The 26,693-nt window shown below is 46.0% G+C and carries 29 protein-coding genes, 1 other RNA gene and 1 pseudogene; 16 read left to right on the forward strand and 15 right to left on the reverse strand.

What is annotated here, in order from left to right; translation table 11 throughout:
- Nucleotides 1-135: 135 nt before the first annotated feature.
- The 5 genes from ssrA (at nt 136) to nuoK (ending at nt 4,089) form a co-directional block, all read left to right on the forward strand.
- Nucleotides 136-526, forward strand: a transfer-messenger RNA (tmRNA) gene (gene ssrA, locus QUB04_RS10975).
- Nucleotides 527-888: 362 nt separating this feature from the next.
- Nucleotides 889-2,007 carry an NADH-quinone oxidoreductase subunit NuoH gene (gene nuoH / locus QUB04_RS10980; RefSeq protein WP_333143678.1) on the forward strand — a complete coding sequence of 373 codons (1,119 nt, stop codon included), beginning with the start codon at nt 889-891 and terminating at the stop codon, nt 2,005-2,007.
- Nucleotides 2,008-2,109: 102 nt separating this feature from the next.
- Complete coding sequence (gene ndhI / locus QUB04_RS10985; protein ID WP_333284094.1) at nt 2,110-2,685, forward strand: NAD(P)H-quinone oxidoreductase subunit I; 576 nt, start codon at nt 2,110-2,112, stop codon at nt 2,683-2,685.
- A 281-nt stretch (nt 2,686-2,966) separates the two neighbouring features.
- A complete protein-coding gene (locus tag QUB04_RS10990; protein WP_333070831.1) occupies nt 2,967-3,590 on the forward strand; it encodes an NADH-quinone oxidoreductase subunit J in 624 nt (207 codons plus the stop codon).
- A 193-nt stretch (nt 3,591-3,783) separates the two neighbouring features.
- The gene (nuoK, locus tag QUB04_RS10995; protein ID WP_333107704.1) at nt 3,784-4,089 is read left to right on the forward strand and encodes an NADH-quinone oxidoreductase subunit NuoK; all 306 of its coding nucleotides are present in this window, start codon (nt 3,784-3,786) and stop codon (nt 4,087-4,089) included.
- 105 nt (nt 4,090-4,194) lie between these two features.
- On the opposite strand, the gene folB is transcribed toward nuoK, so the two are convergent.
- The 6 genes from folB to QUB04_RS11025 form a co-directional block, all read right to left on the reverse strand.
- A complete protein-coding gene (folB, locus tag QUB04_RS11000; protein ID WP_333107691.1) occupies nt 4,195-4,551 on the reverse strand; it encodes a dihydroneopterin aldolase in 357 nt (118 codons plus the stop codon).
- A gap of 153 nt (nt 4,552-4,704) precedes the next feature.
- Nucleotides 4,705-6,072, reverse strand: coding sequence for a serine/threonine-protein kinase (locus tag QUB04_RS11005; protein WP_333284096.1), 1,368 nt, complete (start codon nt 6,070-6,072; stop codon nt 4,705-4,707).
- Between the two features lie 88 nt (nt 6,073-6,160).
- Nucleotides 6,161-6,358: a hypothetical protein gene (locus QUB04_RS11010; protein WP_333284098.1), complete on the reverse strand. Its 198-nt coding sequence runs from the start codon at nt 6,356-6,358 to the stop codon at nt 6,161-6,163.
- An 18-nt stretch (nt 6,359-6,376) separates the two neighbouring features.
- Entirely contained in the window at nt 6,377-6,604 is a 228-nt protein-coding gene (locus QUB04_RS11015) for a hypothetical protein (RefSeq protein WP_333284100.1), read from the reverse strand.
- Nucleotides 6,601-6,945, reverse strand: coding sequence for a hypothetical protein (locus QUB04_RS11020; protein WP_333284102.1), 345 nt, complete (start codon nt 6,943-6,945; stop codon nt 6,601-6,603). The genes QUB04_RS11015 and QUB04_RS11020 overlap by 4 nt, the downstream gene beginning before the upstream one ends.
- Nucleotides 6,946-7,073: 128 nt before the next feature.
- Nucleotides 7,074-8,357: a glutamate-5-semialdehyde dehydrogenase gene (locus QUB04_RS11025; RefSeq protein WP_333284104.1), complete on the reverse strand. Its 1,284-nt coding sequence runs from the start codon at nt 8,355-8,357 to the stop codon at nt 7,074-7,076.
- Nucleotides 8,358-8,701: 344 nt separating this feature from the next.
- Between QUB04_RS11025 and QUB04_RS11030 the strand changes: the two genes are divergently transcribed.
- The 4 genes from QUB04_RS11030 to QUB04_RS11045 all read left to right on the forward strand — a co-directional run bounded on the left by QUB04_RS11030 (nt 8,702) and on the right by QUB04_RS11045 (nt 13,886).
- The gene (locus tag QUB04_RS11030) at nt 8,702-8,965 is read left to right on the forward strand and encodes a hypothetical protein (protein WP_333284106.1); all 264 of its coding nucleotides are present in this window, start codon (nt 8,702-8,704) and stop codon (nt 8,963-8,965) included.
- 265 nt (nt 8,966-9,230) lie between these two features.
- The gene (locus QUB04_RS11035; RefSeq protein ID WP_333284108.1) at nt 9,231-10,211 is read left to right on the forward strand and encodes an SMP-30/gluconolactonase/LRE family protein; all 981 of its coding nucleotides are present in this window, start codon (nt 9,231-9,233) and stop codon (nt 10,209-10,211) included.
- Nucleotides 10,212-10,370: 159 nt separating this feature from the next.
- The gene (locus QUB04_RS11040; RefSeq protein WP_333284110.1) at nt 10,371-12,098 is read left to right on the forward strand and encodes a hypothetical protein; all 1,728 of its coding nucleotides are present in this window, start codon (nt 10,371-10,373) and stop codon (nt 12,096-12,098) included.
- 327 nt (nt 12,099-12,425) lie between these two features.
- Nucleotides 12,426-13,886 carry a DUF1565 domain-containing protein gene (locus tag QUB04_RS11045; RefSeq protein WP_333284112.1) on the forward strand — a complete coding sequence of 487 codons (1,461 nt, stop codon included), beginning with the start codon at nt 12,426-12,428 and terminating at the stop codon, nt 13,884-13,886.
- A 121-nt stretch (nt 13,887-14,007) separates the two neighbouring features.
- Here QUB04_RS11045 and QUB04_RS11050 read toward each other — a convergent pair.
- The 3 genes and pseudogenes from QUB04_RS11050 to QUB04_RS11060 form a co-directional block, all read right to left on the reverse strand.
- A pseudogene (locus QUB04_RS11050) lies at nt 14,008-14,266 on the reverse strand (transposase); the annotation flags it as partial.
- Between the two features lie 139 nt (nt 14,267-14,405).
- Nucleotides 14,406-15,170 carry an NAD(P)-binding domain-containing protein gene (locus QUB04_RS11055; protein WP_333284113.1) on the reverse strand — a complete coding sequence of 255 codons (765 nt, stop codon included), beginning with the start codon at nt 15,168-15,170 and terminating at the stop codon, nt 14,406-14,408.
- Nucleotides 15,171-15,184: 14 nt separating this feature from the next.
- Complete coding sequence (locus tag QUB04_RS11060) at nt 15,185-15,637, reverse strand: MarR family transcriptional regulator (RefSeq protein WP_333284114.1); 453 nt, start codon at nt 15,635-15,637, stop codon at nt 15,185-15,187.
- A 588-nt stretch (nt 15,638-16,225) separates the two neighbouring features.
- On the opposite strand from QUB04_RS11060, the gene psb28 reads away from it, so the two are divergent.
- The 3 genes from psb28 to QUB04_RS11075 all read left to right on the forward strand — a co-directional run bounded on the left by psb28 (nt 16,226) and on the right by QUB04_RS11075 (nt 18,548).
- Nucleotides 16,226-16,561: a photosystem II reaction center protein Psb28 gene (psb28, locus tag QUB04_RS11065; RefSeq protein ID WP_333161558.1), complete on the forward strand. Its 336-nt coding sequence runs from the start codon at nt 16,226-16,228 to the stop codon at nt 16,559-16,561.
- A 186-nt stretch (nt 16,562-16,747) separates the two neighbouring features.
- Nucleotides 16,748-17,254 carry a MogA/MoaB family molybdenum cofactor biosynthesis protein gene (locus tag QUB04_RS11070; RefSeq protein WP_333284116.1) on the forward strand — a complete coding sequence of 169 codons (507 nt, stop codon included), beginning with the start codon at nt 16,748-16,750 and terminating at the stop codon, nt 17,252-17,254.
- A 361-nt stretch (nt 17,255-17,615) separates the two neighbouring features.
- Entirely contained in the window at nt 17,616-18,548 is a 933-nt protein-coding gene (locus QUB04_RS11075; RefSeq protein ID WP_333284118.1) for a methylated-DNA--[protein]-cysteine S-methyltransferase, read from the forward strand.
- A 54-nt stretch (nt 18,549-18,602) separates the two neighbouring features.
- Here the strand turns inward: QUB04_RS11075 and QUB04_RS11080 are convergent, their stop codons facing one another.
- Complete coding sequence (locus QUB04_RS11080; protein ID WP_333284120.1) at nt 18,603-18,929, reverse strand: hypothetical protein; 327 nt, start codon at nt 18,927-18,929, stop codon at nt 18,603-18,605.
- Nucleotides 18,913-19,137, reverse strand: a complete 225-nt coding sequence (locus QUB04_RS11085) for a DUF433 domain-containing protein (RefSeq protein WP_333041786.1) — start codon at nt 19,135-19,137, stop codon at nt 18,913-18,915. The genes QUB04_RS11080 and QUB04_RS11085 overlap by 17 nt, the downstream gene beginning before the upstream one ends.
- A gap of 280 nt (nt 19,138-19,417) precedes the next feature.
- Here QUB04_RS11085 and QUB04_RS11090 point away from each other — a divergent pair, with 280 nt between their 5' ends.
- The gene (locus tag QUB04_RS11090; RefSeq protein ID WP_333284122.1) at nt 19,418-20,770 is read left to right on the forward strand and encodes a cytochrome P450; all 1,353 of its coding nucleotides are present in this window, start codon (nt 19,418-19,420) and stop codon (nt 20,768-20,770) included.
- Between the two features lie 175 nt (nt 20,771-20,945).
- Here the strand turns inward: QUB04_RS11090 and QUB04_RS11095 are convergent, their stop codons facing one another.
- Nucleotides 20,946-21,269 (reverse strand): hypothetical protein, encoded by a 324-nt coding sequence (locus QUB04_RS11095; protein WP_333201476.1) that lies wholly within the window; start codon nt 21,267-21,269, stop codon nt 20,946-20,948.
- 303 nt (nt 21,270-21,572) lie between these two features.
- Complete coding sequence (locus QUB04_RS11100) at nt 21,573-22,508, reverse strand: class I SAM-dependent methyltransferase (protein ID WP_333201474.1); 936 nt, start codon at nt 22,506-22,508, stop codon at nt 21,573-21,575.
- A gap of 332 nt (nt 22,509-22,840) precedes the next feature.
- Here QUB04_RS11100 and QUB04_RS11105 point away from each other — a divergent pair, with 332 nt between their 5' ends.
- Nucleotides 22,841-23,740, forward strand: coding sequence for a hypothetical protein (locus tag QUB04_RS11105; RefSeq protein WP_333284124.1), 900 nt, complete (start codon nt 22,841-22,843; stop codon nt 23,738-23,740).
- A 62-nt stretch (nt 23,741-23,802) separates the two neighbouring features.
- Here the strand turns inward: QUB04_RS11105 and QUB04_RS11110 are convergent, their stop codons facing one another.
- Both QUB04_RS11110 and QUB04_RS11115 read right to left on the reverse strand, forming a co-directional pair.
- Nucleotides 23,803-24,039, reverse strand: coding sequence for a type II toxin-antitoxin system RelE/ParE family toxin (locus tag QUB04_RS11110; RefSeq protein WP_333284126.1), 237 nt, complete (start codon nt 24,037-24,039; stop codon nt 23,803-23,805).
- Nucleotides 24,040-24,254: 215 nt separating this feature from the next.
- A complete protein-coding gene (locus QUB04_RS11115; protein WP_333143700.1) occupies nt 24,255-24,479 on the reverse strand; it encodes an addiction module protein in 225 nt (74 codons plus the stop codon).
- A gap of 248 nt (nt 24,480-24,727) precedes the next feature.
- On the opposite strand from QUB04_RS11115, the gene QUB04_RS11120 reads away from it, so the two are divergent.
- Together QUB04_RS11120 and QUB04_RS11125 are read left to right on the forward strand one after the other, a co-directional pair.
- Entirely contained in the window at nt 24,728-25,669 is a 942-nt protein-coding gene (locus tag QUB04_RS11120; protein ID WP_333284203.1) for a glutathione S-transferase C-terminal domain-containing protein, read from the forward strand.
- Nucleotides 25,670-26,072: 403 nt separating this feature from the next.
- A complete protein-coding gene (locus QUB04_RS11125) occupies nt 26,073-26,612 on the forward strand; it encodes an REP-associated tyrosine transposase (RefSeq protein WP_333284128.1) in 540 nt (179 codons plus the stop codon).
- The last annotated feature ends 81 nt before the right edge of the window (nt 26,613-26,693 follow it).

Genomic DNA, 26,693 nt, shown 5'->3' on the forward strand with positions numbered 1-26,693 from the left:
TGTTCAAGAAAATGGTGCCAGATGTAAATATTCCCGACTCAGCTTTGTGCCAAAATCGAAAATCCAAAATCGAAAATCGAAAATCCCTTGACTTGACACAACACGAAATATTGTCTATGATTAAAGAACACACGAGGGGCTGTAATGGTTTCGACAGGGTGGCGAAAGCTGCTCCGTGATGCAGGTCGAGAGGGAGTCTACTCTCGTTAATATCGGCTCAAAAAAAATAGTAAATGCGAACAACATCGTTCCTTTCGCTCGCAAAGCCGTAGCTGTAGCCTAAAAACTTCTTGAGCTTGGTTTAGAGTGTATGCCACCTAACTCCGTTAAAGGTAGCATAACAACCCCCAACGGATGCCCTAGCTAAACGTTTCTAGTCGGCTAGCTAGGAAAGCAATCACTAGAAAATCCTCCCATTTAGGATAAAGATGGTTCCCGCCCCGAGGATTAGAGGGGATAAACCTGTGAACGATCGGAAGGTAAATACCCGCTTTGGACGGCAGTTCGATTCTGCCCAGTTCCATAAAAAAAGTAGCGTAAAATCAATGGTTTAAACCATTTGAAAGTTACTTTAAAGCATTAAAAGGGCCCAGAGTTAACTCTGGGCCCTTTTGTTTGGCATTCCAGGTTCATTCAATCTAAAATCTCAAATCTAAAATCGACCAAGCTTGTTGCCAGACTAAACATACATAAGTGGCAAACCCATTAGCTAACCAGGACTCTGGCATAAAAATAATTTCACCCTGTCTGTACGTTCTTAGAGCCTGTCGGGCGATATACTATTAGGCGGTAAAGCATTAAAAATCTTTACAAAGACCCCGATTTCTAAGCCTACTCCTACAAAGGACGGGTGAAAAATTATATGCTGAGCGCTCAAAAGCTGGAAAAATGAACCCAGGAATTGACTTACAAGGAAGTTTTGTAGAAGCCCTGATGAATTTGGGCTTACCGGCGGACATCGCCCAAGTGCTTTGGCTACCGCTGCCAATGTTGCTGATGATTGTCGCGGCCGTCTTCGGGGTACTGACTAGCGTCTGGCTAGAACGGAAAATTTCCGCCGCCGCTCAACAGCGGGTAGGCCCGGAATTCATCGGCCCTCTGGGAGTGCTAGCACCCGTTGCTGATGGTCTGAAGTTGGTATTCAAAGAAGACATCGTACCCGCAAAAGCTGACGCGCTGCTATTTACCCTAGGCCCGGTAATTGTGGTGATTCCAGTTTTTCTGTCTTACTTAATCGTGCCCTTCGGAGAGCATATGCTGATCGCCGATATGGGGACAGCAATATTTCTGTGGATTGCTCTGTCTAGCATTCAGCCGATCGGCTTGCTGATGTCCGGCTATGCTTCTAACAACAAATACGCCCTCCTCGGAGGACTCAGAGCCGCCGCTCAATCCCTCAGCTACGAAATTCCCCTAGCTTTGGCAGTATTGGCAGTTGTAATGATGTCCAACAGCCTCAGTACGATCGACATCGTACAGCAGCAAGCCGGCTACGGCATTGTCGGCTGGAATATCTGGCGCCAACCCGCAGGTTTCCTGATTTTCTGGATCGCAGCACTAGCAGAATGCGAACGGTTGCCCTTTGACCTCCCGGAAGCAGAAGAAGAATTGGTAGCAGGATATCAGACTGAGTACACAGGCATGAAATTTGCTTTGTACTATATCGCTTCCTACGTTAACCTCGTCCTTTCTTGCCTGCTAGTAGCAGTTTTGTACCTCGGCGGCTGGGAATGCCCGATTCCTGTCGGAGTGCTGACAAATGCCCTGGGATTGAGCGAAACGACTCCTTGGTTGCAGGTAATTACCGGCTTGCTGGGCATTACAATGACCATGCTGAAAGCTTACTTTTTCCTGTTTCTGGCAGTTCTGCTCCGCTGGACTCTGCCGCGAGTTCGGATCGACCAATTGCTAGATTTGGGATGGAAGTTTTTGCTGCCCGTTGCTTTAGTTAATTTGCTATTGACCGCAGCTTTGAAGCTTGCCTTTCCCTTTGCTTTTGGCGGTTAATTCGTAATAGGTAAATGGCAACAGCTAAAAAAAATAGCTGTTAAGCAATTACCTATTATCAATTAGCAATTACCAAAAACTCAAGTACAGAGAGAGAACACCATGCTAAAATTCCTCAATCAAGTAGGCGAATACGCCAAAGAAACTTTTCAAGCTGCTAAGTATATCGGTCAAGGGCTATCTGTTACTTTTGACCACATGAGACGCCGACCGATTACGGTGCAGTATCCTTACGAAAAATTAATTCCTTCCGAACGTTTTCGGGGCAGAATTCACTTTGAATTTGACAAGTGCATCTCCTGCGAAGTCTGTGTTCGGGTGTGTCCGATCAATTTGCCTGTGGTGGATTGGGAATTTAACAAAGAAACTAAGAAGAAGCAACTCAAGCACTACAGTATCGATTTTGGTGTTTGTATCTTCTGCGGCAACTGCGTAGAATATTGTCCGACTAATTGTTTGTCGATGACAGAAGAGTATGAGTTAGCCACCTACGAACGTCATGAATTGAATTTTGACAACGTGGCCCTCGGACGTTTGCCATACAAGGTTACAGACGATCCGATGGTGACACCGCTGCGCGAATTCGCTTATTTGCCGAAAGGTGCGATCGACCCTCATGAAGTTTCCTACACCGATCGCCGCGCCGGTCTGCGTCCAGAGGAAATTATCGAAAAGTAGGTAATGGGGCATGGGGCATGGGGCATGGGGCATGGGGCATGGGGCATGGGGCATGGGGCATGGGGCATGGGGCATGGGGAATAGTTAGTAGTTAGTAGTTAGTGGTTAGTGGTTAGTGGTTACTTGTTAGTAGTTTTTCAAATAACCAATAACCAATAACCAATAACCAATAACCAATAACCAATAACCAATAACCAATAACCAATAACCAATAACCAATGCCCAATGCCCAATGCCCAATGCCCAATTACCAATTAGCAACTAACAAAGGATAAAAAATTGTGAATCTAGCTGAAGGGGTTCAAATTGTTTCATTTGGCATACTGTCCGTAATGATGATTGCAGGAGCACTAGGAGTAGTGCTGTTCTCAAATATCGTTTACTCAGCATTTTTGCTGTGCGGCGTATTTACCAGCATTGCGGGCTTGTACCTGTTGCTGAATGCCGACTTTGTAGCAGCAGCGCAGGTATTGATTTATGTTGGCGCTGTTAACGTCTTGATTTTGTTTGCGATTATGTTGGTGAACAAGCGCGAAGATTTCCGCACAATTCCCAACGCTTGGGTGCGTCAAGTAGCAACAGCAGTAGTTTGCGTAGGCTTGTTTGCACTATTGGGTACGATGGTGGTGTCTACTCCTTGGGCTATTGTGGCGACGACAGGAGCACCAGCCGAAAGTTCGATCGTCACAATCGCCAAACATTTCTTCACCGACTTTTTGCTACCTTTCGAGTTAGCATCAGTGTTTTTGTTGATGGCAATGGTGGGAGCAATTGTGCTAGCACGCCGCGATTTTTTCCCGGATGAACTGTCAAAGAAGCTATCCGAAACACCCGCTTTGAGTTTGCCGGAAAGACCTCGCGAATTAGTTTCTGCCGGAGATGTGTCTTCGCCAGAATCTAAGTAAAAGTAGTGAGTCTAAATGATTCGTACAATTAAGGTAGGGGCAATTGCCCCGTGGTTGCCCAGATCGGAGGTAGGTACGGAGCACTAACCCTACTGTATGAATGATTTAGACACGCTACAGTAGGGTGTTCACTGCACCTATCTCTCTGTCTTGTAGTAATGTTGATTGAGAAAGACTCAAAAAATTTATGCAACTGCAACTCCAGTATTTCCTGTTATTAGGCGCCGCACTTTTCTGTATTGGTATTTACGGTTTGATTACCAGCAGAAATGCAGTGCGCGTGTTGATGTCGATCGAGTTGATGCTGAATGCTGTCAATCTCAATTTGATGGGTTTCTCCAATTATCTCGACCCCGTACAAATTAAAGGTCAAGTATTTACGGTGTTTGTAGTTACCGTAGCCGCTGCTGAGGCTGCCGTAGGTTTGGCAATTGTTTTGGCGATTTATCGCAACCGCAATACCGTAGACATGGAAGAATTTAACTTGCTGAAGTGGTAATTAATCAATAGTCATCAGTCATCAGTCATCAGTCATTAGTGACAAACTAATGCAGATTAAAGACTGATGACTAAGGACTAAGGACTAAGGACTAAGAACTAATGACTAATGACTTCTAGTAATTTCTAGAGTAATTCTGCCACCGAAATCAGGGATGGGGGCAGCAGGTTTCGAGAGTTGTAGTTTGACTTTCTCGACTAACGGTAGTTGTAAAAGCGCTTGAGCAATAGTATCTGCTAGGCGTTCGATTAATAAAAACTTCGAGTCTTTGACTAGGTTTTGAATCAGAGTAATTGCGCTGCGGTAATCAAGAGTATGTTGAATATCATCACTTTTTCCAGCTTGCGATAAATCCAGCCAGAGAGTAACATCCACTTCAAACCACTGGCCCAAAACTTGCTCTTCCGGCAGATAGCCCGTATACCCGTAGCAGCGAATTCCTGTAAGTTGAATTGAATCCATTTTGCAATAAACTAAAAGTGCGTTGCCTAACCAATTTGTATTAAACCAGATAAAGTTCTCTTTCTCTTCCCTCTCTTTTTTGGCCCTTTTCCGCTTCCCTCTGCGCTCTTTGCGCCCTCTGCGGTTCAATCACTCTTTATTCTATCTTAAATTTCACAACTCTCCTCCTTTCTCCAACTTGTCCAGTAAATCCTCAGCAACTTCATACCATTTCCGCCTAATTTCAGCATCTTCTGGCTTTTCTGTCAAGGTACGACCTTGGAATTCTGGATATTTATTGTAATATAATTCATCCACTTTTTGATAGAAGATATCTTGATTAATATTGAGATTTTTGCGCCGTTTACCAATCTTTTCTTGACGAATTATTTCGGATTCCTCTAAGGATGTATCGGGAGGCGGTTGGCGCGAAGAAAATTTAGGTAAATCAGGCAACTTTGGCAACGTGAAACCCGATTTGACTACACTAAAAGCTAAAAGTCCTGGCACCAAAACGACAGTTAAACTCCCTAGGGTTTTCCAAGGAATTAACTTGAATGTGCTGTTGTTATTAACAATTTGAGGAGTTTGGTGAACAGGAGTATGATTGCTGGTAGCAGTTTGAGTGCTATTTTTGAACGGGCGGCCAACAAAGTTCATTGTCACCATTTGGGAAATTATACTGCCAATTTGAGAGAGTTTTGGATCTTTGAGTGCTTCGCGGACTGCTTTTGCAGATTGGTAGCGATCGCCCGGTTGTTCTGCTAACATCCGATCCAATACCGTGGCTAAATTTGGGCTGACACTGACGTGCGATCGCCAATCCCAAGTTTTATTATTGATATCGTACAATTTTTGAGGCTTTTTGCCACTTAGCAATACCAACGCCGTGACGGCTAAAGCGTACAAATCGCTAGCGGCAGAAACTTTCCCCAGCCGCATTTGTTCGGCTGGCGAATAACCCTGTTTCCCGATCGCCGTATCCGATTGTCCGTTAAACTGAAGTACGGCATTAGCTGCAATTTGTTTGACGGAACCGAAATCAATTAAAAATGGTAGTTTGTCAGCATCATGCTGAATAATATTATCCGGGGAAATATCGCGGTGAATTAAATTTTTTGAGTGGATGTATTCTAAAACTGGTAAAAGCTGAAATAGCAGTTGAGTAACTTCAGCTTCGCTAAAATTTTTACCTTGCTGCTGGCGCGATATCAATATTTCTTCGTAGGTTTGACCTTTGATATAATCTTGGACTAAAAATAAAGATGGATTCCCGCCCAAATCCGTTCGCAGGAGCTCTCGAAAACGGGGGATTTGCGGGTGTTGGAGGTGGTAAAGCATACTCGCTTCGCGATCGAACAATTCGGCAGCTTTCGGGCTGTGAACCACCGGAGAAAACTCTTTGAGCACGCAATGTTCGTTGTAGCGGTTGATATCTTCGGCGAGGTAAGTGCGGCCAAAGCCGCCCCGGCCCAATTCGCGGAGGATGCGGTAGCGTTTTTCGAGAGTTGAACCGGGGGCGAGGAGGGAGGAGTTAGACATAAACAACGGAAAATTGTTCGAGTTGGGGAGTCGCCGAGCACAGTATAGCTCATTGTAGCTAAGTTTGTTTACCAGGGAGTCAGATGGGTTAATCCGAAACACTGCTTAGCCACTCACAAAACTCATCGGCTGTCATTGCAGGACGAAAGAGTGATTTAGCCAAAGCTTCATGCAAAACTTCAGCCATTATTTGTTCGTAATTTGGGTGTTGTTTTTCTATTGCTCCAAGTACAGCGTTTTTCAGACGAACTGATTGTATGTGCTTGCGAGATTTACTGAATTTCATAAGGGTTAATTTGTGATGCTAGCGGACATCTGTTTCACGTTTTAATACTGTGAAAGCTTCTAACTGCTTTCTGGCTCTTTCCCGGCGATGCACGTAAAGCGGGCTATTTTGTAAATCGACTTCTGCGAGCGCCTGAGCCTGCGCCAATTTCATATTCAAATCTTCCAACATTAAATTTACTTCGCGCCAGCGAGCTATTGATTTCGCTCTCGTCTCCGCATCAGGAATTTTTTTTTCATTATTCATAGTAAGTTCCAATTTCTTTTTGTTTCTTGGGCGGTTGCCTCTACAGCATAGGCTGTAGCGACTGCCTGTTCGATGGACTGATACAGTAAATTTAGTGTAGCAGAATTAGCTGCTGGTTGAGACTCAGCCACCTGCAACACTAACCCGTAAATCCGATTGTACAAGGTTCTTAACCTTTCCTCTGCATTTCTGACTTGCTCTAGCTCACCAATCGTCTCATCTGTCTCGCCATACTGCTCAAACAAGCTAAACTCGGTTTCCGTCGCTAGATTAATCACTTGAAACAAGCGAGGCAGCAAGTTAGAAATTGTTGTTAAGATTTCATCTGGTAAATTCGCCATAATGCAATTAGACTTTCACTTCTAGCACAGCACAGGTGATTTTACCATATAGCCACGATTTCCAAGTCTAAATTTGATCTCACATCCTTTGCTGTTCTTAATAATAACTCGGCACTATTATTGAGTATTTACAAATCCCGATGAGTAAACTCCTTAGCATCCTTCCCTACATAACTCGCGGCAACATGGCCATCTCCAACAACTCGATACTTATAGGTAATCAACCCCTCTAAACCAACAGGCCCGCGAGGTGGCATTTGCTGCGTGCTAATCCCCACTTCTGCACCGAAACCGTAGCGGAAACCGTCGGCAAATCTAGTCGAACAATTGTGATAAACTCCGGCCGCATCGACTCCATTTAAAAATGTTTCGGCGGCTTCGCTATCTTCGGTAACAATGACATCTGTGTGTCTAGAACCGTATGTATTGATATGGTTAATTGCCTCTTCCACAGAATCTACTGTTTTGATTGATAAAATTAAATCGCTGTATTCGGTAGACCAATCGGTTTCTGTCGCTTCGGCAATATTTTCGAGGATGGCGCGAGTTTTTTCGTCTCCCCGCAATTCGACTTTTTTCTGCTGCAAAGCTTCGGCAACTGCGGGCAGGAATTTGGGGGCGATCGCACTGTGGACTAACAAAGTTTCAATGGCATTGCATGCGGCTGGATACTGAGTTTTTGCATCGACAGAAATCTCTACTGCTTTCTGAATATCCGCTGCTTTGTCTGCGTACAAATGACAAATTCCGTCGGCGTGTCCCAACACGGGAATTCGCGTATTTTCCTGCACGAAGCGCACGAAGGAATTAGAACCTCTGGGAATAATCAAATCTACATATTCATCCATTTTCAGCAGTTCGATTGTTTCTTCCCGCGTGGTGAGCAACTGCACGACTTCTGGATTCACTGCTGTTTCTGCTAATGCTTGATGTATCACTTTTGTCAAGATTTCGCACGAACGAACAGCCTCTTTGCCGCCTTTGAGAATGACGCCATTTCCTGATTTGATTGCCAAGGATACTATCTGAATTAAAGCTTCTGGGCGCGCTTCAAAAATAATGCCTAAAACGCCCAAAGGACAGGTGATGCGCTTCAGAATTAATCCTGTATCCAATTCACGGTGAATTTGCACGACACCTACGGGATCTGGGAGTTTCGCAACGTCGCGGACGCCCGCGATCGCACTTTTCAACTTGCTCTCATCCAACTTGAGGCGATCGTACAGCGGTTTCGCAATTCCATCCGCGCTTGCCGCCATGCAGTCAGCCGCATTCGCCGCCACAATATCCGGCGCTGCAGCTTCTAAAGCTTTCGCAATCGCCTCAATAGCTTGATTTTTGGCCTCAGCGGACAAAACTGCCAACTTTCTAGCAGATACGCGCGTTTTTTGGGCAATTTCAATAATAGACATGGCAGTAAATTTTAAATAGTTTTGAGTTTTTGGTTTTTGGTTTTGAGTTGTGAATTGAATCCCCAGAAATAAATTTAGGGGCGGTTTTCAGTCTTAACAATTCTAGAGGAAATTCTATATTTTTGTTGAGACCCCTTATAGCAATCCGCATTTAGAGGTTAAAACAGGGAAGTATAGACAAAATCCCACGATCATTGCCATTTGTCAATAACCTTTGGAGATTATTATGTCATCTCCTGCCCCTTTACGCAAGGCAGGGCGATCGCCCAAAGCCGGCGTTAAACTGATACAGCGATGCGGGTTATACCTTCGGTTCTGATTTGAAATTGCAAGACACAACGGGAATGATTTATCTGCGCTATGCTTCTGGTTTTGGGCCACTTGCTAATTTTCTGTTTGGCATGAAACGGGTTAAAAGTTTGATTGGAATGGATGTTAGCGCTTTGGGTTGGTTCCGCCGGGGTGTTGCACCTTGGATGGATTTGATTCAGCAAGAAAGCGATAGCGGTACGGTGGTTAACAGTTATCACCGCTTCTGGTCTGTTGTGATGGGTATAGGGGCGATCGCGATCGGTATTGCATTTCTATTCGTGTCATTTCCTGCTTAACAGTTGACAGGTGAAACCTTTTAAGTTAAATATAATTAAGCTCGATTATTCGAGCTTCTTTTTTTTGTTATATACGGTACTCTCGAATTTAATACCGCTCTGAATTATCTTTTTTTTATCAAAATCGTGAGTTGACGAACCGCTTTCGACGTGTTAGTGAAGCGGCGCGATAGCGCTCTTGTCGCACATAAAGAAAAAAGGAAGAAGTAAAGAAGGAGATAGGTAATCTTATGGTGAGAAGGAAGTAATTCATTGATGAGCAAATATGACAGTCAAAATTGCTACAATCAGTTTCTTGTTGATAGTATTAAGTTTAGCAGTCAGCAACCCCAGCCAAAAACTCAGGGGTAACTTAACAAAGTTGACCGCCCAAACCGAAAACAGGGAGAAAAAAAACACCATGCAAAGTATTCTCGATGACAGTGCAAAAGTAGAAAAACTAGCTGGCGACTTCCAATTTATAGAAGGCCCGATTTGGCATCCAGACGGATTTTTGCTATTCAGCGATATTCCCGCCAATATTATCTATAAATTCGCCTCAAATCAGCAAGTTGAGGTATTTCGCCGCCCTTCGGGAAAAGCCAACGGGAATACTTTAGACAAAGAAAACCGCTTACTTACTGCCGAACACGAAAATCGCCGCGTATCCCGCACAGAAAAGGACGGCCAACTTATCACATTGGCGGATAGATACGAGGGCAAGCGGCTCAACAGTCCGAACGATTTGGTTGTTAAATCCGACGGCAGCATTTATTTTACAGATCCGTCCTACGGTGTTAGTAAAGAGCAGGAAGAATTGGGCTTTTACGGTGTTTACCGACTGGCACCAGACGGAAAATTAACTCTGCTGGTTAAGGATTTGGTGCTGCCGAACGGCATCGCTTTTTCACCAGACGAGCAAAAACTTTATGTCAACAATTCGGAAGCGGGATACATTGCCGTTTTCGATGTAAAACCGGACGGAACTGTTACAAATGAGCAGCTTTTTGCGGAGTTAAAAGATACCAGTCAAGGCGGAGTTCCCGACGGTTTAAAAGTTGATGTAGAGGGGAATGTTTACAGCACCGGGCCGGGGGGAGTGTGGATTTTTTCGCCGGAGGGCAAGCTTTTGGGCAAGATTTCTGTACCTGAGACGGCGACTAATTTGGCTTGGGGAGAAAGCGATCGCAAAACGCTTTATATTACGGGAAGTACAAGTCTGTATCGGATTCGCCTTAAAATGGCCGGTGTGCGGGCTGGAAAATAATCTAAAATAGGGCGAAGTTGAAAATAAAGCGGTTTGTCGTGAGGACTTTATTCCTTACGGCAAACACTTTTTATTAGGGGTAATTGACCTGGCATAATATAATCCTACTTGTCAAAATCAGTCATTCCCAATTCTAAAATCTCAAATCTAAAATCTCAAATGGTATTAATAGCTCGGTTGCACAAATTTCTAACTGCTACAGTCGATCGCACATCGCGATCGCACACAATATTTTGGTTGACTCTAAGCTTGACATTTGCCACAGTTTATGCTATTTTAGGACTCAAGCAAGTCTTTAGCGCCGAGTATATGGTGCAAGACGATGCGAGGCAGCACGTTTTCTGGATGATGCGGTTTGTCGATCCTGAATTATTCCCCAACGATTTCATTGCTAATTATTTTCAATCAGTCGCCCCCGCAGGATACAGCACGCTCTACAAATTAGCCGCAACAATTGGCATTCACCCGCTATTTTTTCACAAAATATTGCCGTTATTTCTCGGCTTAATCTCCACTTATTACTGTTTTGGCCTTTGCCTAGAAATGCTGCCAGTGCCGATGACTGGATTTATTGCATCTTTGCTGTTAAATCAGCATATGTGGATGACCGACGATTTGGCTTCCACAACGGCAAGAGCTTTTATATATCCGATATTTCTGGCTTTTTTATATTATTTGTCGCGCAGTTCCTTGCTGCCTTGTTTAGGGGCGATCGCGCTTATCGGACTATTCTATCCTCCTTACGCCTTGGTTGCTGCTGGAATTTTAGTTCTGCGGCTGCTATGCTGGGAAAACGGGGGTTTGCGCTTGTCGGGCGATCGAACTAATTACCTATTTTGCACTACAGGTTTGGGAGTAATCTTTTTAGTAATGCTGCCCTATGCCTTAGATAACTCTGAATTTGGCCCAACTTATACCGCAGCAGAAGCGAAGCAAATGGGCGAATTTGCACCAGACGGCAGAAATGCTTTTTTTCGTCCAAATCCCAAAGATTATTGGTTGACAGGGCGGGGCAGCGGGATGTTTCCCAAGTCGCTGTTTACACCTGTAACTCACTGTGTCGGATTGTTATTTCCGCTACTGCTGTTTTTGCGATCGGCTTTTCCCTTAGCAAATCAGATTCAACGCCAAATCTGGCTTTTGCTTCAGCTATTTTTAGCATCCTCGGCGATGTTTTTGGCGGCTCACGCTACCCTTTTTAAACTGTATCAACCGGGTCGTTATACAGCCTACAGCTTGCGATTCATTGTTGTTTTAATAACTGCGATCGCCCTCACTTTAATTATCGATGGAGTCGGTCATTGGGCCTCAAAAAACGCAACAACATTTGATGTAAAAAATCTACTTGCACTAATTACGACAGCGACCATCGCTATCGCCGTAGTTCTTTATCCCTGCTTAGTCAAAAAATTTCCCACAGTCGGGTATGTAGAAGGTAAAATGCCGGCTTTGTACAAATTTTTTGAGCAACAACCTAAAGATATCCTGATTGCTTCAATCGCGGCAGAGACTGACCATTTGCCAACATTTAGTCAGCGTTCCGTTCTGGTGGCAAAGGAATATGCAGTGCCGTATCAGAAAGGCTACTACAGCAAATATCAGCAGCGACTTAACGATTTAATTCGCGCTCAATACACTCCCGATCGAGCTGTAGTGCAAAATTTTATTAATCAATATGGAGTGGATTTTTGGATGCTCGATCGCCATGCTTTGACTCTTCAGTATATAAAGGATGATGGCTGGCTAAATCAATTTGATTCTACACCGGAGGCGAGCATTTCTCTAGAACAAGGGAAAATTCCCGCATTAGCTTCAGCAATGACAAGTTGTGCTGTTTTTCAGAATGAAATTGTAGTGGTTTTGGATGCGCCTTGTATTGTGAAATAGGCTGGGAATTAAGGCGGCTCACACCCAGAAATAAATGCCTTACCATCCCCTGACTGAGAACGAGAAAAAAATCGCATTTCTTGACTTAAACTCTTGATTTTTAGGTTGAACCGGAGGCAAAAAACCCGGTTCCTGACCCAAGAATTAATAGTTTAGTGATTTGTAGGGGCAATCCCCTTGCGGTTGCCACTCCTGATGGGTGATGTTGCGGATAACGTGCAATTAAATAATCTCCGCAATCAAAGGTGAATATAGATCCGGGGTCAAGTTCGCAGACAATGAAAATTGCACAAAAGCTCGATCGCCAATTATCTCTTTAACAAAAACATGACAACATTTTACGTCAACCCGCAAACAGGCAGCGATTCCGCAGTCGGCAGCCAATCAGCCCCATTCAAAACTATAGCCCGCGCGATCGCCCGCGCTGCATCGGGAACTACGATTCAGTTATCACCGGCAACTTACAGCGCTGCTAGCGGCGAAAAATTCCCCTTGGAAATTCCATCGGGAGTAAAAGTTATTGGCAATGAAACTAACAAAGGTAGTGGCACTCTAATTCAAGGAAGCGGCAAATTTGTCAGTCCCACCGCTGCAAGCCAAAATATCACGATACTGCTAGCAACTAATTCCCAATTGCGCGGAGTAACTGTCACTAATCTTGATAGTCGCGGCACGGGAGTCTGGATTGAGTCAACTTCTCCGACTGTGGCTAACTGCACTTTCACTCAATGCAAGCGCGAAGGCATTTTTGCCACGGGCACTGCTAATCCTGCGATTCTCGACAACATATTTCGGGAAAACTCAGCCGCTGGCGTAATTACGGCGGGAACTGCTAAGGGAGAAATACGGCGCAATATTTTTCAAAAGACGGGTTTCGGCATCTCTCTGCAAGCTCAGTCGGCTCCTTTGATTGCTGATAACCAAATTTTGGAAAATCGCTCCGGTATAGTTTTATCAGGGGAATCTAAGCCGATTTTACGCAAGAATCGCATTGAAAAAAATACGGAAGACGGTTTGACTGCGGTGGGGAAGTCGCTGCCAGATATTGGTACTGCTCAAGATTTGGGCGGCAATATTTTTCAGAATAACGGTGAGTTAGACTTGCAAAATGCGACTGGGGTTAAGATTTCTGCGGTGGGAAATCAGCTCAATTCTTCGCGGGTGAAAGGTTTATTTGATTTGGGCAATGTGACGCCAACTCCGACTCCTGGCGGGGTAAATTTCAGCGACATCAGCACGCATTGGGCTAAGGATTTTATCGATCGCTTGGCAAAGATGAATATTGTTAGCGGGTTTCCCAACGGCACTTTTCAACCTTACGAGAGTGTAACTAGAGCTCAGTATGCGGCTATGTTGGCGAAGGCGTTTGAGTTGGTGCCGCGCCGTGAGGCGACGGTTTTTAAGGATGTGGCGGCGGATTTTTGGGCCAAGGGAGCGATCGACCAAGCCAATCGAGCTGGCTTTTTGGTAGGATACCCCGACAGCACGTTTCGCCCGGAGCAGAATTTGACTAGAGCTCAGGCGATCGTATCTTTGGTAAACGGCTTGCAGTTGGGCGGCGGCAACCCCAATTCTTTGAGCGTTTATGTCGATCGATCTCAGATTCCCAGTTTTGCCACCGACGAGATAGCAACCGCCACAGAGCGCAAAATCGTGGTCAACTATCCCGCGCGCGAAAAGCTTTCCCCCGCCCACGACATCACCCGCGGGGAGATATCCGCCCTCATCTACCAAACTCTGGTAGCCACAAAGCGGGCCGAGCCAATTAACTCTCCCTACATCGTCTAAGGGAATTGGGAGACAAGGAAGAGGAGAACTTGGGGTACAAAGAACTCACGCCCAGAGCACCATTCTCGCTGAACAGGCTTTCCGGCCTGTTCCACAAAGAGTAGATTAACCTGAGTTCGGGTTAAGCAGAAGGGAGAAAAAAGGCATCGATATTGAGAGAAGGCTTTTTAGGATGAAGGCAATAGGCAATCAATCCACAGACCAAGTTGACTAAGAAATTGACCGGACTGCGACGGGTGAGAATGCTCAATCTGAGAGAAGTTTTTTAGTTGGTCGATAATCGTCTCAAAGATGGAGCGTTTGCGCGTTAGTAGCTTATCCATCAGTGGCATCAGCTTATTTTTCATATTGCACTTTGGCTTTGTAATCAGTTGAATCCCAATCTGGGTTCAAAAACTTGGCAGAAATCATCGACAGCGCAAAATAGTTCTTCTAAGCTAATCATGGGACGAGCCTGTAAAGCTTTGGTGTGATGACTTTTAGCTTACTTGCTTGTCCCTTTCTTATCCCAAACTCACGTTACATATAAATCGCACGGCTCAGACGAACCCCGAAATCGGCATCCGGATTTGTCGTGGCGTCACCAAGCCGCTCTTGCATCACTGCAACTGCCAAGTCCCGGCGCTTTGGCGATCGCGATGCGTCGGCAGATGCCAGCGCTGCCGCCATCTCCTCACGTTTGAGATCGGTGCAATAGCAAGGCGTGCCTGGTTGCTGACGCCACGAGTCTGCGAGCGTGCCCGCGTCGAAAGCGTCAAGCCCGGTGTCTTCGACGAGCGCCATCGCCACGGAGCGATCGTTCTCGCGGTCAGCAGCCACAGGGAGGGCAATACGGTCAGGACTTCCAGCAGGCTTGCCCTTAGTGGCTAAGGAGCCAGACCCGATCGCGTTCCATGCCTTGGCGATCGGTCGGCCTAGCTGTTGGGCCACCCAAAGGCTCTCAACTTGCCCGGCCTCGATAGCATCGATCTTGTCGTCGCGGTGGGGATAGTAATTGGACGTGTCGATGACGACTGTCTCGGCTGGTAGGTTGGCGATCAGCGGCGCGATTGTGGGAATGCGGTTGAGAGGGATCGAGAGGATCACCACGTCAACGTCCTCCAGCGCTTGGGCCGTCGAGACCGCGCGTGCGCCGCTCGCCAGCACATCGGCCTCGATCGTCTCTGGGCCACGAGAGTTGGCCACCTTCACGTCATGTCCGGCGGCACTGAGTTTGCGTGCCAAAGTCTTCCCGATATGACCAGTGCCTAAGATTCCGATGTTCAATTTCTTCGTGTCAACCATGATAAATAATCCTTTTACGGAGTTGTTTGACGGGGTATTGCCAGCCCGTTCAACGTGTCGCGAAGCTCAGCAAGGTCTTCATCGGAGAGACGGCAGGCTGTCTCGATCTTTTCAGGGATCGAGCACGCTGCCTCGCGAAGTGCCTCGCCCGCTTCTGTCAGATCGATAAGAACGCGGCGTTCGTCCAGCAGGTCACGGGTGCGCGTCACCAACCCCGCGCTCTCAAGGCGCTTTAACAGAGGCGTCAAGGTTCCGTTATCCATACCGAGTTCTTGCCCTACTTCCCCAACAGTGCGCGGGGTGCCCTCGTAGAGAGCGAGCATGACGAGAAACTGAGGATAGGTCAGGCCCAAAGGCTCAAGAAAGGGTCGATGAAGCCGAATGACGCGGTTCGACGCACTATAGAGGGCAAATGAAAGCTGCCTCCCCACCTGTCGCCGTTGGTTGATGTTCGAGTTGTTATCCATTTAAAAATCCAGTCAACAACCATTATATAGCACACTACATAATAGTTCAATACCTATAATTCACTTTTTTTCTGGGTTTTCTGTGGCGACCCCTATAAGTGCGTGTTTCATAGGGCGTGAAATTGGCGTTTCGCCAGCTTGGGCTTGGTGAGCCGCTTGAGCATGAGGCGGATCGTGGACACATATACGAAGGCTTCTGGGCTAGGCGGCAGCGCCTCATAATCTTTGCTCAGAGGCAGGTTGCGACCCAGCCCGGCGAAAGTGCGCTTTATTGCCTTCATCCTAAGAAGCCTTCTCTCAATATCGATGCTTTTTTTCTCCCTTATGCTTAACCCGAACTCAGGTTAGATTATCTTGTGGGTTGGGCAGGAGAGCCCGCCCTGAAAGGATTATTGAGAATGGTGCAATATCTCAGAAAAATCAACTCATCTCCCCTCGCCCTTGTCTGCGATTCCCTCGCTCTCGCCCACTCTCACCAACTCTCGCCCACTCCCACTCTCCCAAGTCTTGATTTGCGAGTACCCGAATCGTTTTATGATTAAACATTAAGAAATTAAGCAATCCTTATTAAGGTTCCACTGTCAGATTATGGCTAAAATTCAATTTTCTCGGGGTATAGACGAAGATGCTGTGCCCGAAGTGCGCCTAACCCGTTCTAAAAGCGGAGAGCAAGGCACTGCCAGGTTTACCTTTGAAAATCCCAAAGCTCTCAGCAACACCAGTACCGAAGACATTACTGGAATGTACATGATCGACGACGAAGGCGAACTCCTCACTCGCGAGGTTAATGCTAAGTTCATCAACGGTCAGCCTGCGGGTTTGGAAGCTCTTTATATAATGAAAAGTTCCGCAGAATGGGATCGATTTATGCGTTTCATGGAACGCTACTCGGAAGCAAACGGCTTAGGATTTAGCAAGGCATAATTGATGGGGAATAGGGCATGGGGCATGGGGCATGGGATATGGTGCATTGGTTATTAATTATTAGTTATTTGATCATGAATAACTAACAACGAACAAATCACAACTAACTAATGACTTCTTCCCTCTTCCCTTTTCCTTATTTCCTCTGACTTCTTGCTTCTTCCTTTTTCCTTAAACATCTGTTATATGACGCAAATTCCTCACCCCGACTTATCTAAAATAACCGTAAATTGCGCTATCATTACTGTTAGCGACACGCGATCGGCTGAAACAGACAATAGCGGCTTGTTAACTAAGAAGCTGCTAAAAGATGCCGGTCACTCGGTGGTAGCTTACACTGTTATTAAAGATGATGCGACAAAAATTGTATTGCAAATGCAGGCTTTTTCCCAGCGTGAAGATGTGGATGCAATCATTTTTAACGGCGGCACGGGCATCGCTCCCAGAGATACGACCTATGATGTGATGGAGAGTTTGCTAGACAGGATTTTACCGGGATTTGGGGAGATATTTCGGTTTTTGAGCTATCAAGAAATTGGTTCGAGGGCGATCGCCTCTCGCGCAGTTGCAGGCGTGTATAAAGGCAAGTTAGTCTTTTCTCTTCCGGGCTCTAGCAATGGTGTGAAACTAGCTGTGGAAAAGCTAATTTTACCCGAATTAGTTCACTTGGTGACGCAGTTGCGCGGAGGGTGATATCAATTTCGGTAACACCGGAATGATGGGGAGTGGGGAGTGGGGAGTAGTCCGTGGGGGAATGGGGAATTATTGACCGTGACTTTATCATTCCCATCCAACCGGAAACGATATGAGGTCGCTTTCTTCAATCTCTTCAATCTCTTCAATCTCTTCAATCTCTTCAATCTAAAATCTAAAATCTAAAATCGCAAGCCCCCGGGTTTAGCAGTGAGGTCGCTTTCTTCAATTCTCCAATCTCAAATCTCAAATCTCAAATCGACTGATTGCATTCACCGCAAGAAACGGGTGGCTTTGAGCCTAGTCTATGGCTAAAGTGAGGAAACATCAAAATTCCCTTGACTTAGACTAGATGATTTCGATGCAGAATGCGAGTGTCTATGCTAGCGAAGATTATCACCGGATTGCTCGGGCGATCGCCTTTATGCGACAACACCACCTAAACCAGCCCAATCTGGCAACTGTGGCCCAACACATAGGACTTAGTGAATATCATTTTCAACGGCTATTTACTCAATGGGCCGGCATTAGCCCCAAGCGGTTTTTGCAATATCTGACAGTTGAATATGCCAAGTCAAAAATCACTGAGACTAAAAGCCTTCTAGACCTCACATTGGACGTGAGGCTATCGAGTCCCGGACGATTACACGATTTATTTGTGAACTTAGAAGCAATGTCACCAGGGGAGTTCAAAACAGGCGGAGCAGGTTTACAAATTCGCTATGGTATTCATGATACCCCGTTTGGCACATCTCTAATCGCGACAACTGCCCGTGGTATTTGTAATCTTTATTTCTTGGATACAACAGACGAAGAAACCGCCGAACAAAGACTGCGATTGACCTGGAAAAACGCTGAAATCATTCGTGATGAGCAAGCCACTAAATCATTGCGCGACCTGATTTTCAATTCAGAAAATCTCAGCGAGCAAAAACCACTAACGCTCTTGGTAAAAGGCACTAACTTTCAGATTCAAGTTTGGCGAGCACTTTTGCAATTGCCATTTGGTGCGATCGCAACTTATCAAACTATAGCTCAAATGGTAGCTCGCCCAACTGCTGCTAGAGCTGTAGGAAATGCGATCGGTAAAAATCCGATCGGCTATCTAATTCCATGTCACCGAGTCATTCGAGAATCTGGAGAACTCGGTGGCTATGGCTGGGGAGTAGAGCGTAAAACAGTCATGTTAGGTTGGGAAGCTAGCCGTACAATCTGCGGAACCACCCTCGCAGGAATAGAGCGATCTAACGGTGTGAATCACCCGCAGCAGACTACCTTTGATCCCAACACATAACCTCTGTGCGATCGGGTGCATGGGCGTTGTTTTGCTGCGTCGCCTAGAGAACTTTTAAGAACCTCCGACTTCAATCACTTCCCCCGGAGTAATGGTATTCAACACGTTACGAGCATCTGGTATCAGAGGAAGTAAATCAGGAAGCCTGTTGCTCGATGCTACAAGAACAACGACTGCAACTCCAGCTTGCTGCAAGTTTTGCTGATAGCGCAAATTTTGATCTGTGGTCAGCAGAATCGTGAAGCCTTCTTGACTCATAAGCAGCAGCAATTCACCGTTCTTCTTTCCTGACCATCCCATTTCAACAACTGTGCGTATCTCGTAATCAGCAAGTTCACGTTTTAAAGGTCGTGGGGCACATTCATCAAGCAGGATTCGCATAGGCTGTCAGCATTTCCTTTGCTAATTCAAGAGCTGCAATTGTCTGTTCCCGACTGACACTAGGGAAATGGTCTAGAAATACCTCTAATGAATCACCAGCCTTAAGATAATCAAGTAGGGTTCTCATTGGCACACGAGTCCCAACAAAAACAGGGGTTCCCCCCAAAATATCGGGGTCGCTATGAACAACACGGGATGTTAATGTCATAACAAATTCAGCCAACTGGCTACCAGCTTTTACAACAATTGTATCCCAAAGTCATTTGATTTTCGTGAGCAGAATGCCAAACCAAACGATCGCTAGCATCCATTTCATCTAAGACTACAACTTTTAGCAGTTTAGGTTGGGAAGCTAGCCGTACAATCTGCTATCGATCGGGATAGCATTACTATTTTTGCTACTTGCCTTCGCAATCGCTCGCAGATAAATTTCAGGGTGCAAGGTCGATCGATATAAACTAGAAATATTGTGTATCGCCAGTTTTTCAATGACGCTGCCTACCGGATCTCGTTCTCCTGCTTTGTTCCAAACGCTTTCGCTGGTAGCTGACCCGATCGCATTTTTCGATCGTTACTCTGCCAAATACGGCGATACATTTACCGCCCGCGTGTTGGGACCCTCTTCGCCCCCCGTGGTGTTTCTGGGCCGTCCAGAAGCGATTCAGGCGGTGTTTACGACGTTAGCCGATGCCTTTGAGTTTGGCAAAGTGACCAACGTATTTCGCCCCCTGGTGGGAAATGAATCCGTAATTATGAATGAAGGGCCGCGACATCTGCGACAGCGACAGCTATTAATGCCCGCGCTGCATCGGGAACAGTTGCACAGTCAAGGGCATTTGATTGTTGATTTGACGAAAAAGCAGACGATCGACTGGAAAGCCCCAGATGCGATCGCAGTCCGCGAAGAAATGTCAGAAATTTCGCTGCAAGTAATCTTGCAAGTCGTGTTTGGATTAGTGCCGGGAGAGCGCTACGAACGCCTGAAACAATTGCTCAGCAACCTTTTAGAGGCGATTACTTCTGAACTGTACTCGATGCAATTTTTCTTTGAACCGTTGCAGCAAAATTTGGGGCCTTGGAGTCCGTGGGGGCAGTTTTTGCAGCAGATGGCCCAGATTGACTCGCTGATTTATGCGGAAATTGCCGAGAGGCGATCGCAATCTCTCGATTCGTCTCGCACGGATATTCTGTCGGTGTTGATGATGGCCCGCGACGACACCGGCGAATCCCTCGGCGATCGAGAATTGCGCGATCAGTTGATGACGCTGTTGTTATTGGGACATGAAACGACTGGATCGGCCTTGACTTGGGCGTTTTACTGGCTGCATCAGTTTCCCGAATGCCTTGCTAGGTTGCGGCAGGAATTGGATGAATTAGGCGAGAATCCCGATCCGATTGCGCTTTCGCAGTCGCCCTACTTAACAGCAGTCTGCAAGGAAGCGCTGCGGGTTTATCCAATTGCCTTAATTTCGCAGCCGCGCAAGGTGAAACGGACGATCGAACTCGAAGGCTATACATATCAACCGGGAACGATTTTAATCCCCTGTGTCTATTTGGCCCACCGTCGCCCTGAAACCTACGAAAATCCCGCCCGGTTCAACCCCGATCGCTTTTTAGATCGCAAGTTTTCCGCCTCTGAATTTTTACCGTTTGGAGGCGGGAGTCGAAGCTGCATCGGGATGGCGTTATCGATGTTTGAAATGAAGCTGGTTTTAGCCACGGTGCTGTCTTCCCGTGAGTTTGTATCGAATCTCGATCGGCCAATTCGTCCGGCGCGCCGGGGAATCACCTTTGTGCCGCCCGATCGATTCCGATTAACGGTTGTGGGCGATCGGCGTTAGATTCAGTGAAACGCCGTGTCAATCGATTTTAGATTTTAGATTTTAGATTTTAGATTGAAGCATTGAGCCCACGGATAAATTCGGGCGGCAAGTTTCATCGGATACAGGTTTTTTATTTCTGGACGGATGAATCACGTGGCGGGTATCCTGGATGCTTTCGGTCAAGAAAGATATGTTATTCGATGAAAATCCCAGCAACTTTGTCTTCATTCATCGTCATGTGTGCCACAAATTCATCTCCACCATCTTCAAAACTCAGCTTCCACAAATAAATCGGAAAATTACCTTGTTTTATCTCACCAAAATAATTAATTGAGTATCCCTTTTGCAGGCGTGAAGCGAGCTGCTCGCTAACATCGTCAAACATTTTTTGTGTAATGCTCGCTTTGTAGCCTGCATCACCGACTGTAGTAAAAAGCTCGTAATTCTTCGATGCAGTGGCATCCAAGATAACCTGTAAACAATCGATGATGTTTTGAGAGGGGGCAGTCGGGTTCATGAAGATGTCCTTCTTTTAGGGTTCTATCAAAATGTGTAACGAATGGCGCTGTGAATAGCTTCTACGGCTGTCTAATATCAAATCCGGTAGCATCGGAATTATTTATCGGTAGGGGGCGCGATCGCATAAATTTTAAAATCCACAGATTAGACTATTTACACTCACGCAACGCCCCAAAGACTGAATAATATCTATGCAACTTTACCATTTATAGCAGTTTTCAATCGAATTAAATAAATACAGCTTTAGACACGGCAGTGCCGTGTCCTACCCGATATCTGTACTTCACTATACTGAAAAGCGCTATATTGCCTCAGCAACAATAGTTCGGTGTCGGAGGGTATTGCAAGTGATGGTGGTCTGGGCAAAACCAGAATCAACTAAAGCTTGCTCAATATCCAACCCAAAATACTGATCCAAATAAGGCTCCGTACTCTTGAGCAAAGTTAAAATATAAGGAGGCATTTTGGCATAAACTTCCGACTGAGGATTCATATCCATAATTGTCAAATGTCCGCCCACACGTAGCAAACGCCTCGCTTCCCGGAATATTTCTCTAGTAGCTTTCTGTGGCAATTCGTGACAAACTAAACAAATAGAAACTAAATCAAAACCAGCCGCCGGTAAACCAGTAGATTCAGCAGCAGCGTGCACCCAAGTCGGAGATTTTTGATTGATAAATTCAGATTCTCGCTGTTGGGAACGGTATTTAGCAACTGCTAAAAAATAAGGCGACAACTCTACCCCAGTCATCTGCGCTTGCGGGTAAATATCCTGAAGGGCAAAGGTACTCAGGCCCACGCTGCATCCCAAATCAACAATATCCTGCGGTGAAGAAGCAATTTGAGATTTGATGACTTCGTGATAGCTGGCGCGGAGTTTAGCATCGCCTTCTGCACCTGCTTCCGGCCAAATTGTGGCGTGAACTGTACGGGCGGCAACTTCAACTTCTGTAGCAGCTTCCCAACTCATATTACCTTTTTCATAAGCGTGGAATGATGTTAGATAATATTTCGGGTAAACAAGATCGGGATTTTGAACGCTGAGCAATTCTGCATCCCAATTCCGGGACAAAAGTGCTTGGGATTCTTGTCGCCAATGCACTCCGATTTTTTCTCCTCTTTTTATCATCATTTCCCGCGCTTGGTGCTTGGCTAGATTAGCCAAAGGCTTGATGGAAAGGACGCCATTTACTAAACGCGAGGCTAATCCCGGAGTTTTGTTAACTGCAACCGTCATGTTTTATGTTTTTGTATTTGGCGCCATCTATTTTAACACAGTGCGAGGATTTTGAGTTTGTCAATATAATGAAACTTAACTTTGTGCTGGCGAGTGAAATGCAAATGTTTTGTGGTAAAGACTTTTTTTTATGAACCGCAGAGGGCGCAGAGAACGCAGAGGAGCGAGAAGAGAGAAAAGCTCAGAGGATTGCAAAACTGGCTCTCGTCGTGTAATATTTATTTGTGCTTACCTACTTAGTTGTGGGGAATTTATCTGGAATCTGGAATCGGATTTGCCGAAGTTGGAGTAATTGGAAGAACAATTTAAATCGGGCTATTCAGGAGTTTGTGATGAGCAAATCTATTGTGGAATTGGTTGACAATTTGCCGTCGGGGGGCGTTACTGTGATGATGCTCAAATCTCTCGATTTTGTGGTTCCGGGGGAGTGGAATAATCTCACGGGTTTTGATAATACTATTCAAGCGGTGACAGGGGAAACCAAGCGCAAATTAGTTGAGAAAATTCGCGATCGCGCGATCGAGCTTTACGCTAACCCCAACGAGCCATATCAAGGCGTAGTCAGGCTTTACCAGTTAGCAGATAGCGCCGACAGTGCGTTAGGTGCAACGGCTATGGCCAGTAAAATCGGCGAAAACATCGGCTTTCTTTCCTTTCTCAACCGCCTCACTCCCAAAGCTGACACCACTCAAACGATCGACTTGTGCGTCAAAGTGGCGATCGAGCTAATTGCCTTCTGCAAACTTAACAATATTTCCCTTGACAATGTGGGAAGCTTTGGTAATTATTTATCAAATTACAAAAGCGAATCTGTGATGCGGATGGCTGCTTTAGTTTGTGCTGACGGTTTAATTCCCCTTGGCCCGGACTTCATTAGAGTAGCACAAAATACCCTAGGCGGATTGAATCCTTCAACCTTGCAGCAAAACTCAACATTCCAAAATATCAGCAATCTAATTCCCGGCGCAAATAATTCACAAAAGTTCGGATTTGTGACAGCAACTTTCGCCTCAGCCCAAGGTTGGATGAACAATTTAGTACAGTCTCGCGGCTTAACTCCCGCTATAGTTTTAGGCCATCTCAAGCAATACATTGATGTTGCCGATGACAAATTGGATTATGTCGCCGCGTTTTTAGACATGACTACCAATTATTACGAACATACGGGAATTCAGACGGTTGCTCGCCGATTGATCGATCGAGCTTATGGCGAAATAGCCTCGGATAGATAGTAGAAAAGTCGTTCCCAGGTGAGGGAACAGAGGAAGGCAGAGCATGGTAACGAGGGAACTTGTTAGGTTCGCGTTTGCCATGCTGTTGAGTCTCTGCGGCCGTGAAAAATGGCGGTCACTATCACTCGGCTTGATACAATGCGATAATACACAGCATAGGGAAAGCGACGCACCACGGATCGCCGAACATCGCGATAGACAACTGGATATGACTCCGGCATCTGGCAAATTCGATCGAGCATTTCGTCAATACAGTCTAAAAACTCGTCACCAAGTCCTAGTTGCTGACAATCAAGCATCCAGGATACAAACCCCCGGATTCATCCGTCCAGAAATAAAAAACCTGTATCCGATGAAACTTGCCCCCCGAATTTATCCGTGGGGTCAATGCTTCAATTCTAAAATCTAAAATCTAAAATCTAAAATCTAAAATCGATTGACTTTCATACCAAGTGTATGCTTCATCAACTTCTTCACGAACTTCTGGACGGAATACTAACGCATAATTCATAGTTTATTTTCGTGCTTTGACTGAAGCTTTAACTTCTTCCCAAGTCAGCACATTATCAGGATTTGCTTCAGAATCATCAATTCGGCGATCGAGTTCCTGCTTTTGAAAGTCTGTGAGGTCTGGGTGAACCTGTTCTGCCGCTATACTGTCTAAGATTGCTTGTACAAGACGAATCCGATCTTGAACGCTGAGGGCGACGATCTGATTTAATGTGCCTGTGAAATCCATAAATTTAAGTTAAGCGCCAAGGACTTAGTAGATTATTATAACTTAAAACAAATTGTGAAGAGGGATTCGGCGATTGAAATCGCTACTACACAAACCAAGTCCGCCTGCGCGGACTAAGAAACCCTCGATCGCAAAGTAAGTTAAAATAAGCAGATTATGTTTAGCAAACCTCTTTTAATCGCATTGTGAAAAACAAATCGCTTCCTTCATCCGTAACAGTCAAACTAGGCAAATTTGTCTGGACATCAATGTGGCAATTAATGATGTCAAAACTAGCGCCGCCCGATCGCACGGGAGCATACATTCGCCCCAGCAGCAGTTTCCGCAACTTTGTCAGCACTGCACCAGACAACCCTCACGGGCCCGCTGCGGGACGGTATCGCCTCTTCGTGGGTACGGGATGCCCTTGGGCGCACCGCACTCTGGTGACGAGGGCGCTCAAAGGGCTGGAAGATGCGATATCCGTTTCTATTGTCTATCCCTCTGAAGGGGGAATGTGGGTGATGGAGTCGGAGACTTTTGGCTGCAACACGATGCCGGAACTTTACCAGTTGGCTTTACCGGGCTATCAGGGGCGGTGTACGGTGCCGGTGCTGTGGGATGAGTTGAAAAGGGCGATCGTCAATAACGAGAGTTCGGAAATTATTGTGATGCTAAACTCGGAGTTTAACGAGTTTGCTAGCAATCCTCAAATGGATCTTTATCCTCTGGATTTGCGAGAACAAATTGACGAGTGGAATGAGAAGATTTACCAATCGGTGAATAACGGCGTTTATCGCTGCGGTTTCGCCCAATCTCAAGCTGCTTATGACTCGGCTTGCAGTGAATTGTTTGCTGTTTTAGACGAGATCGATCGATCGCTCTTGAGGAGTCGTTATCTTTGTGGCGATCGGGTGACATTAGCAGACGTGCGACTTTTTACTACTCTATTCCGTTTTGATGCTGTTTACTACAGCTTGTTCAAATGCAATGTGCGCCGCATTCAAGATTACGAGCATTTGGGAGCTTATCTGCGCGATTTGTACCAGTTACCGGGAGTTGCGGGCACTTGCGATTTGGAGGCTGTCAAGCGCGATTATTACGGCAATTTGTTCCCGCTGAATCCCGGCTGCATTATCCCCGCTGGGCCCGATCCGGCGAGTTTGCTCAAAGCTCACGATCGCGCAGGGTTCAGAAACCCGGTTGCTTAACAAAATCGGGCGTGAAGATGCCAGAATAATCGCAGAAACCCGGTTTCTAGGATGGTCGCGTGGGGAGTCAAAAACCGAGTTTCTTAGCTCGTTACCAGGCTCTGCCTGGGAACGCAGATCCAGAGGCTCCGCCTCGCCCCTACCCACCCACAAACCATCGATTCCCTCGTTCCCAGGCTCTGCCTGGTAACGCAGATCCAGAGGCTCCGCCTCGCCCTAACCCACCAACCAACCATCGATTCCCTCGTTCCCAGGCTCTGCCTGGTAACGCAGATCCAGAGGCTCCGCCTCGCCCTAACCCACCAACCAACCATCGATTCCCTCGTTCCCAGGCTCTGCCTGGTAACGCAGATCCAGAGGCTCCGCCTCGCCCTAACCCACTAACAAACCCTCAATAGCCCCAATGGGAAGAAGTAGATACAAAGTAATATATTCCGGCAACCAACCGCACTTTGTCACCTCTACAATTATCAACTGGATTCCTGTCTTCTGTCAAGCAGAAATAGCACAAATAGTCTTAGATTCCTTAAGTTTTATGCAACGGGAGAAGCGTTTAGCCTTACACGGTTACGTGCTGATGGAAAATCACTTGCACTTAATCGTAACTTCTTCTGAATTGTCAACGCAAATGAGAAATTTTAAATCATTTACTGCTCGCTCCATAATTGACTTACTTGAAAAAAATCAAGTTACCAACATCCTCGATCAACTCGCATTCTATAAAAAACTACACAAAAAAGACCAAAAATATCAGCTATGGCAAGAAGGGTTCCACCCGCAAGCTATTTTGGATGAGGCAATGCTGTTGCAAAAATTGGAGTATATCCACAATAATCCTGTTAGGCGCGGCTATGTTGACGATCCGGCTTGTTGGAGATATTCTAGTTATCGAAATTATATGGGTCAGGATGGATTGTTGCCAGTTGATTTGATTGATTTTTGAGTCGGATGATTTGTTTGAAGGAGCGAGGCAGAGCCTCTGGAAATGCGTTACCAGGCAGAGCCTGGTAACGAGGGGTAACGA

The organism is Microcoleus sp. D2_18a_B4 (genome assembly GCF_036702475.1).
Lineage (GTDB): Bacteria > Cyanobacteriota > Cyanobacteriia > Cyanobacteriales > Microcoleaceae > Microcoleus.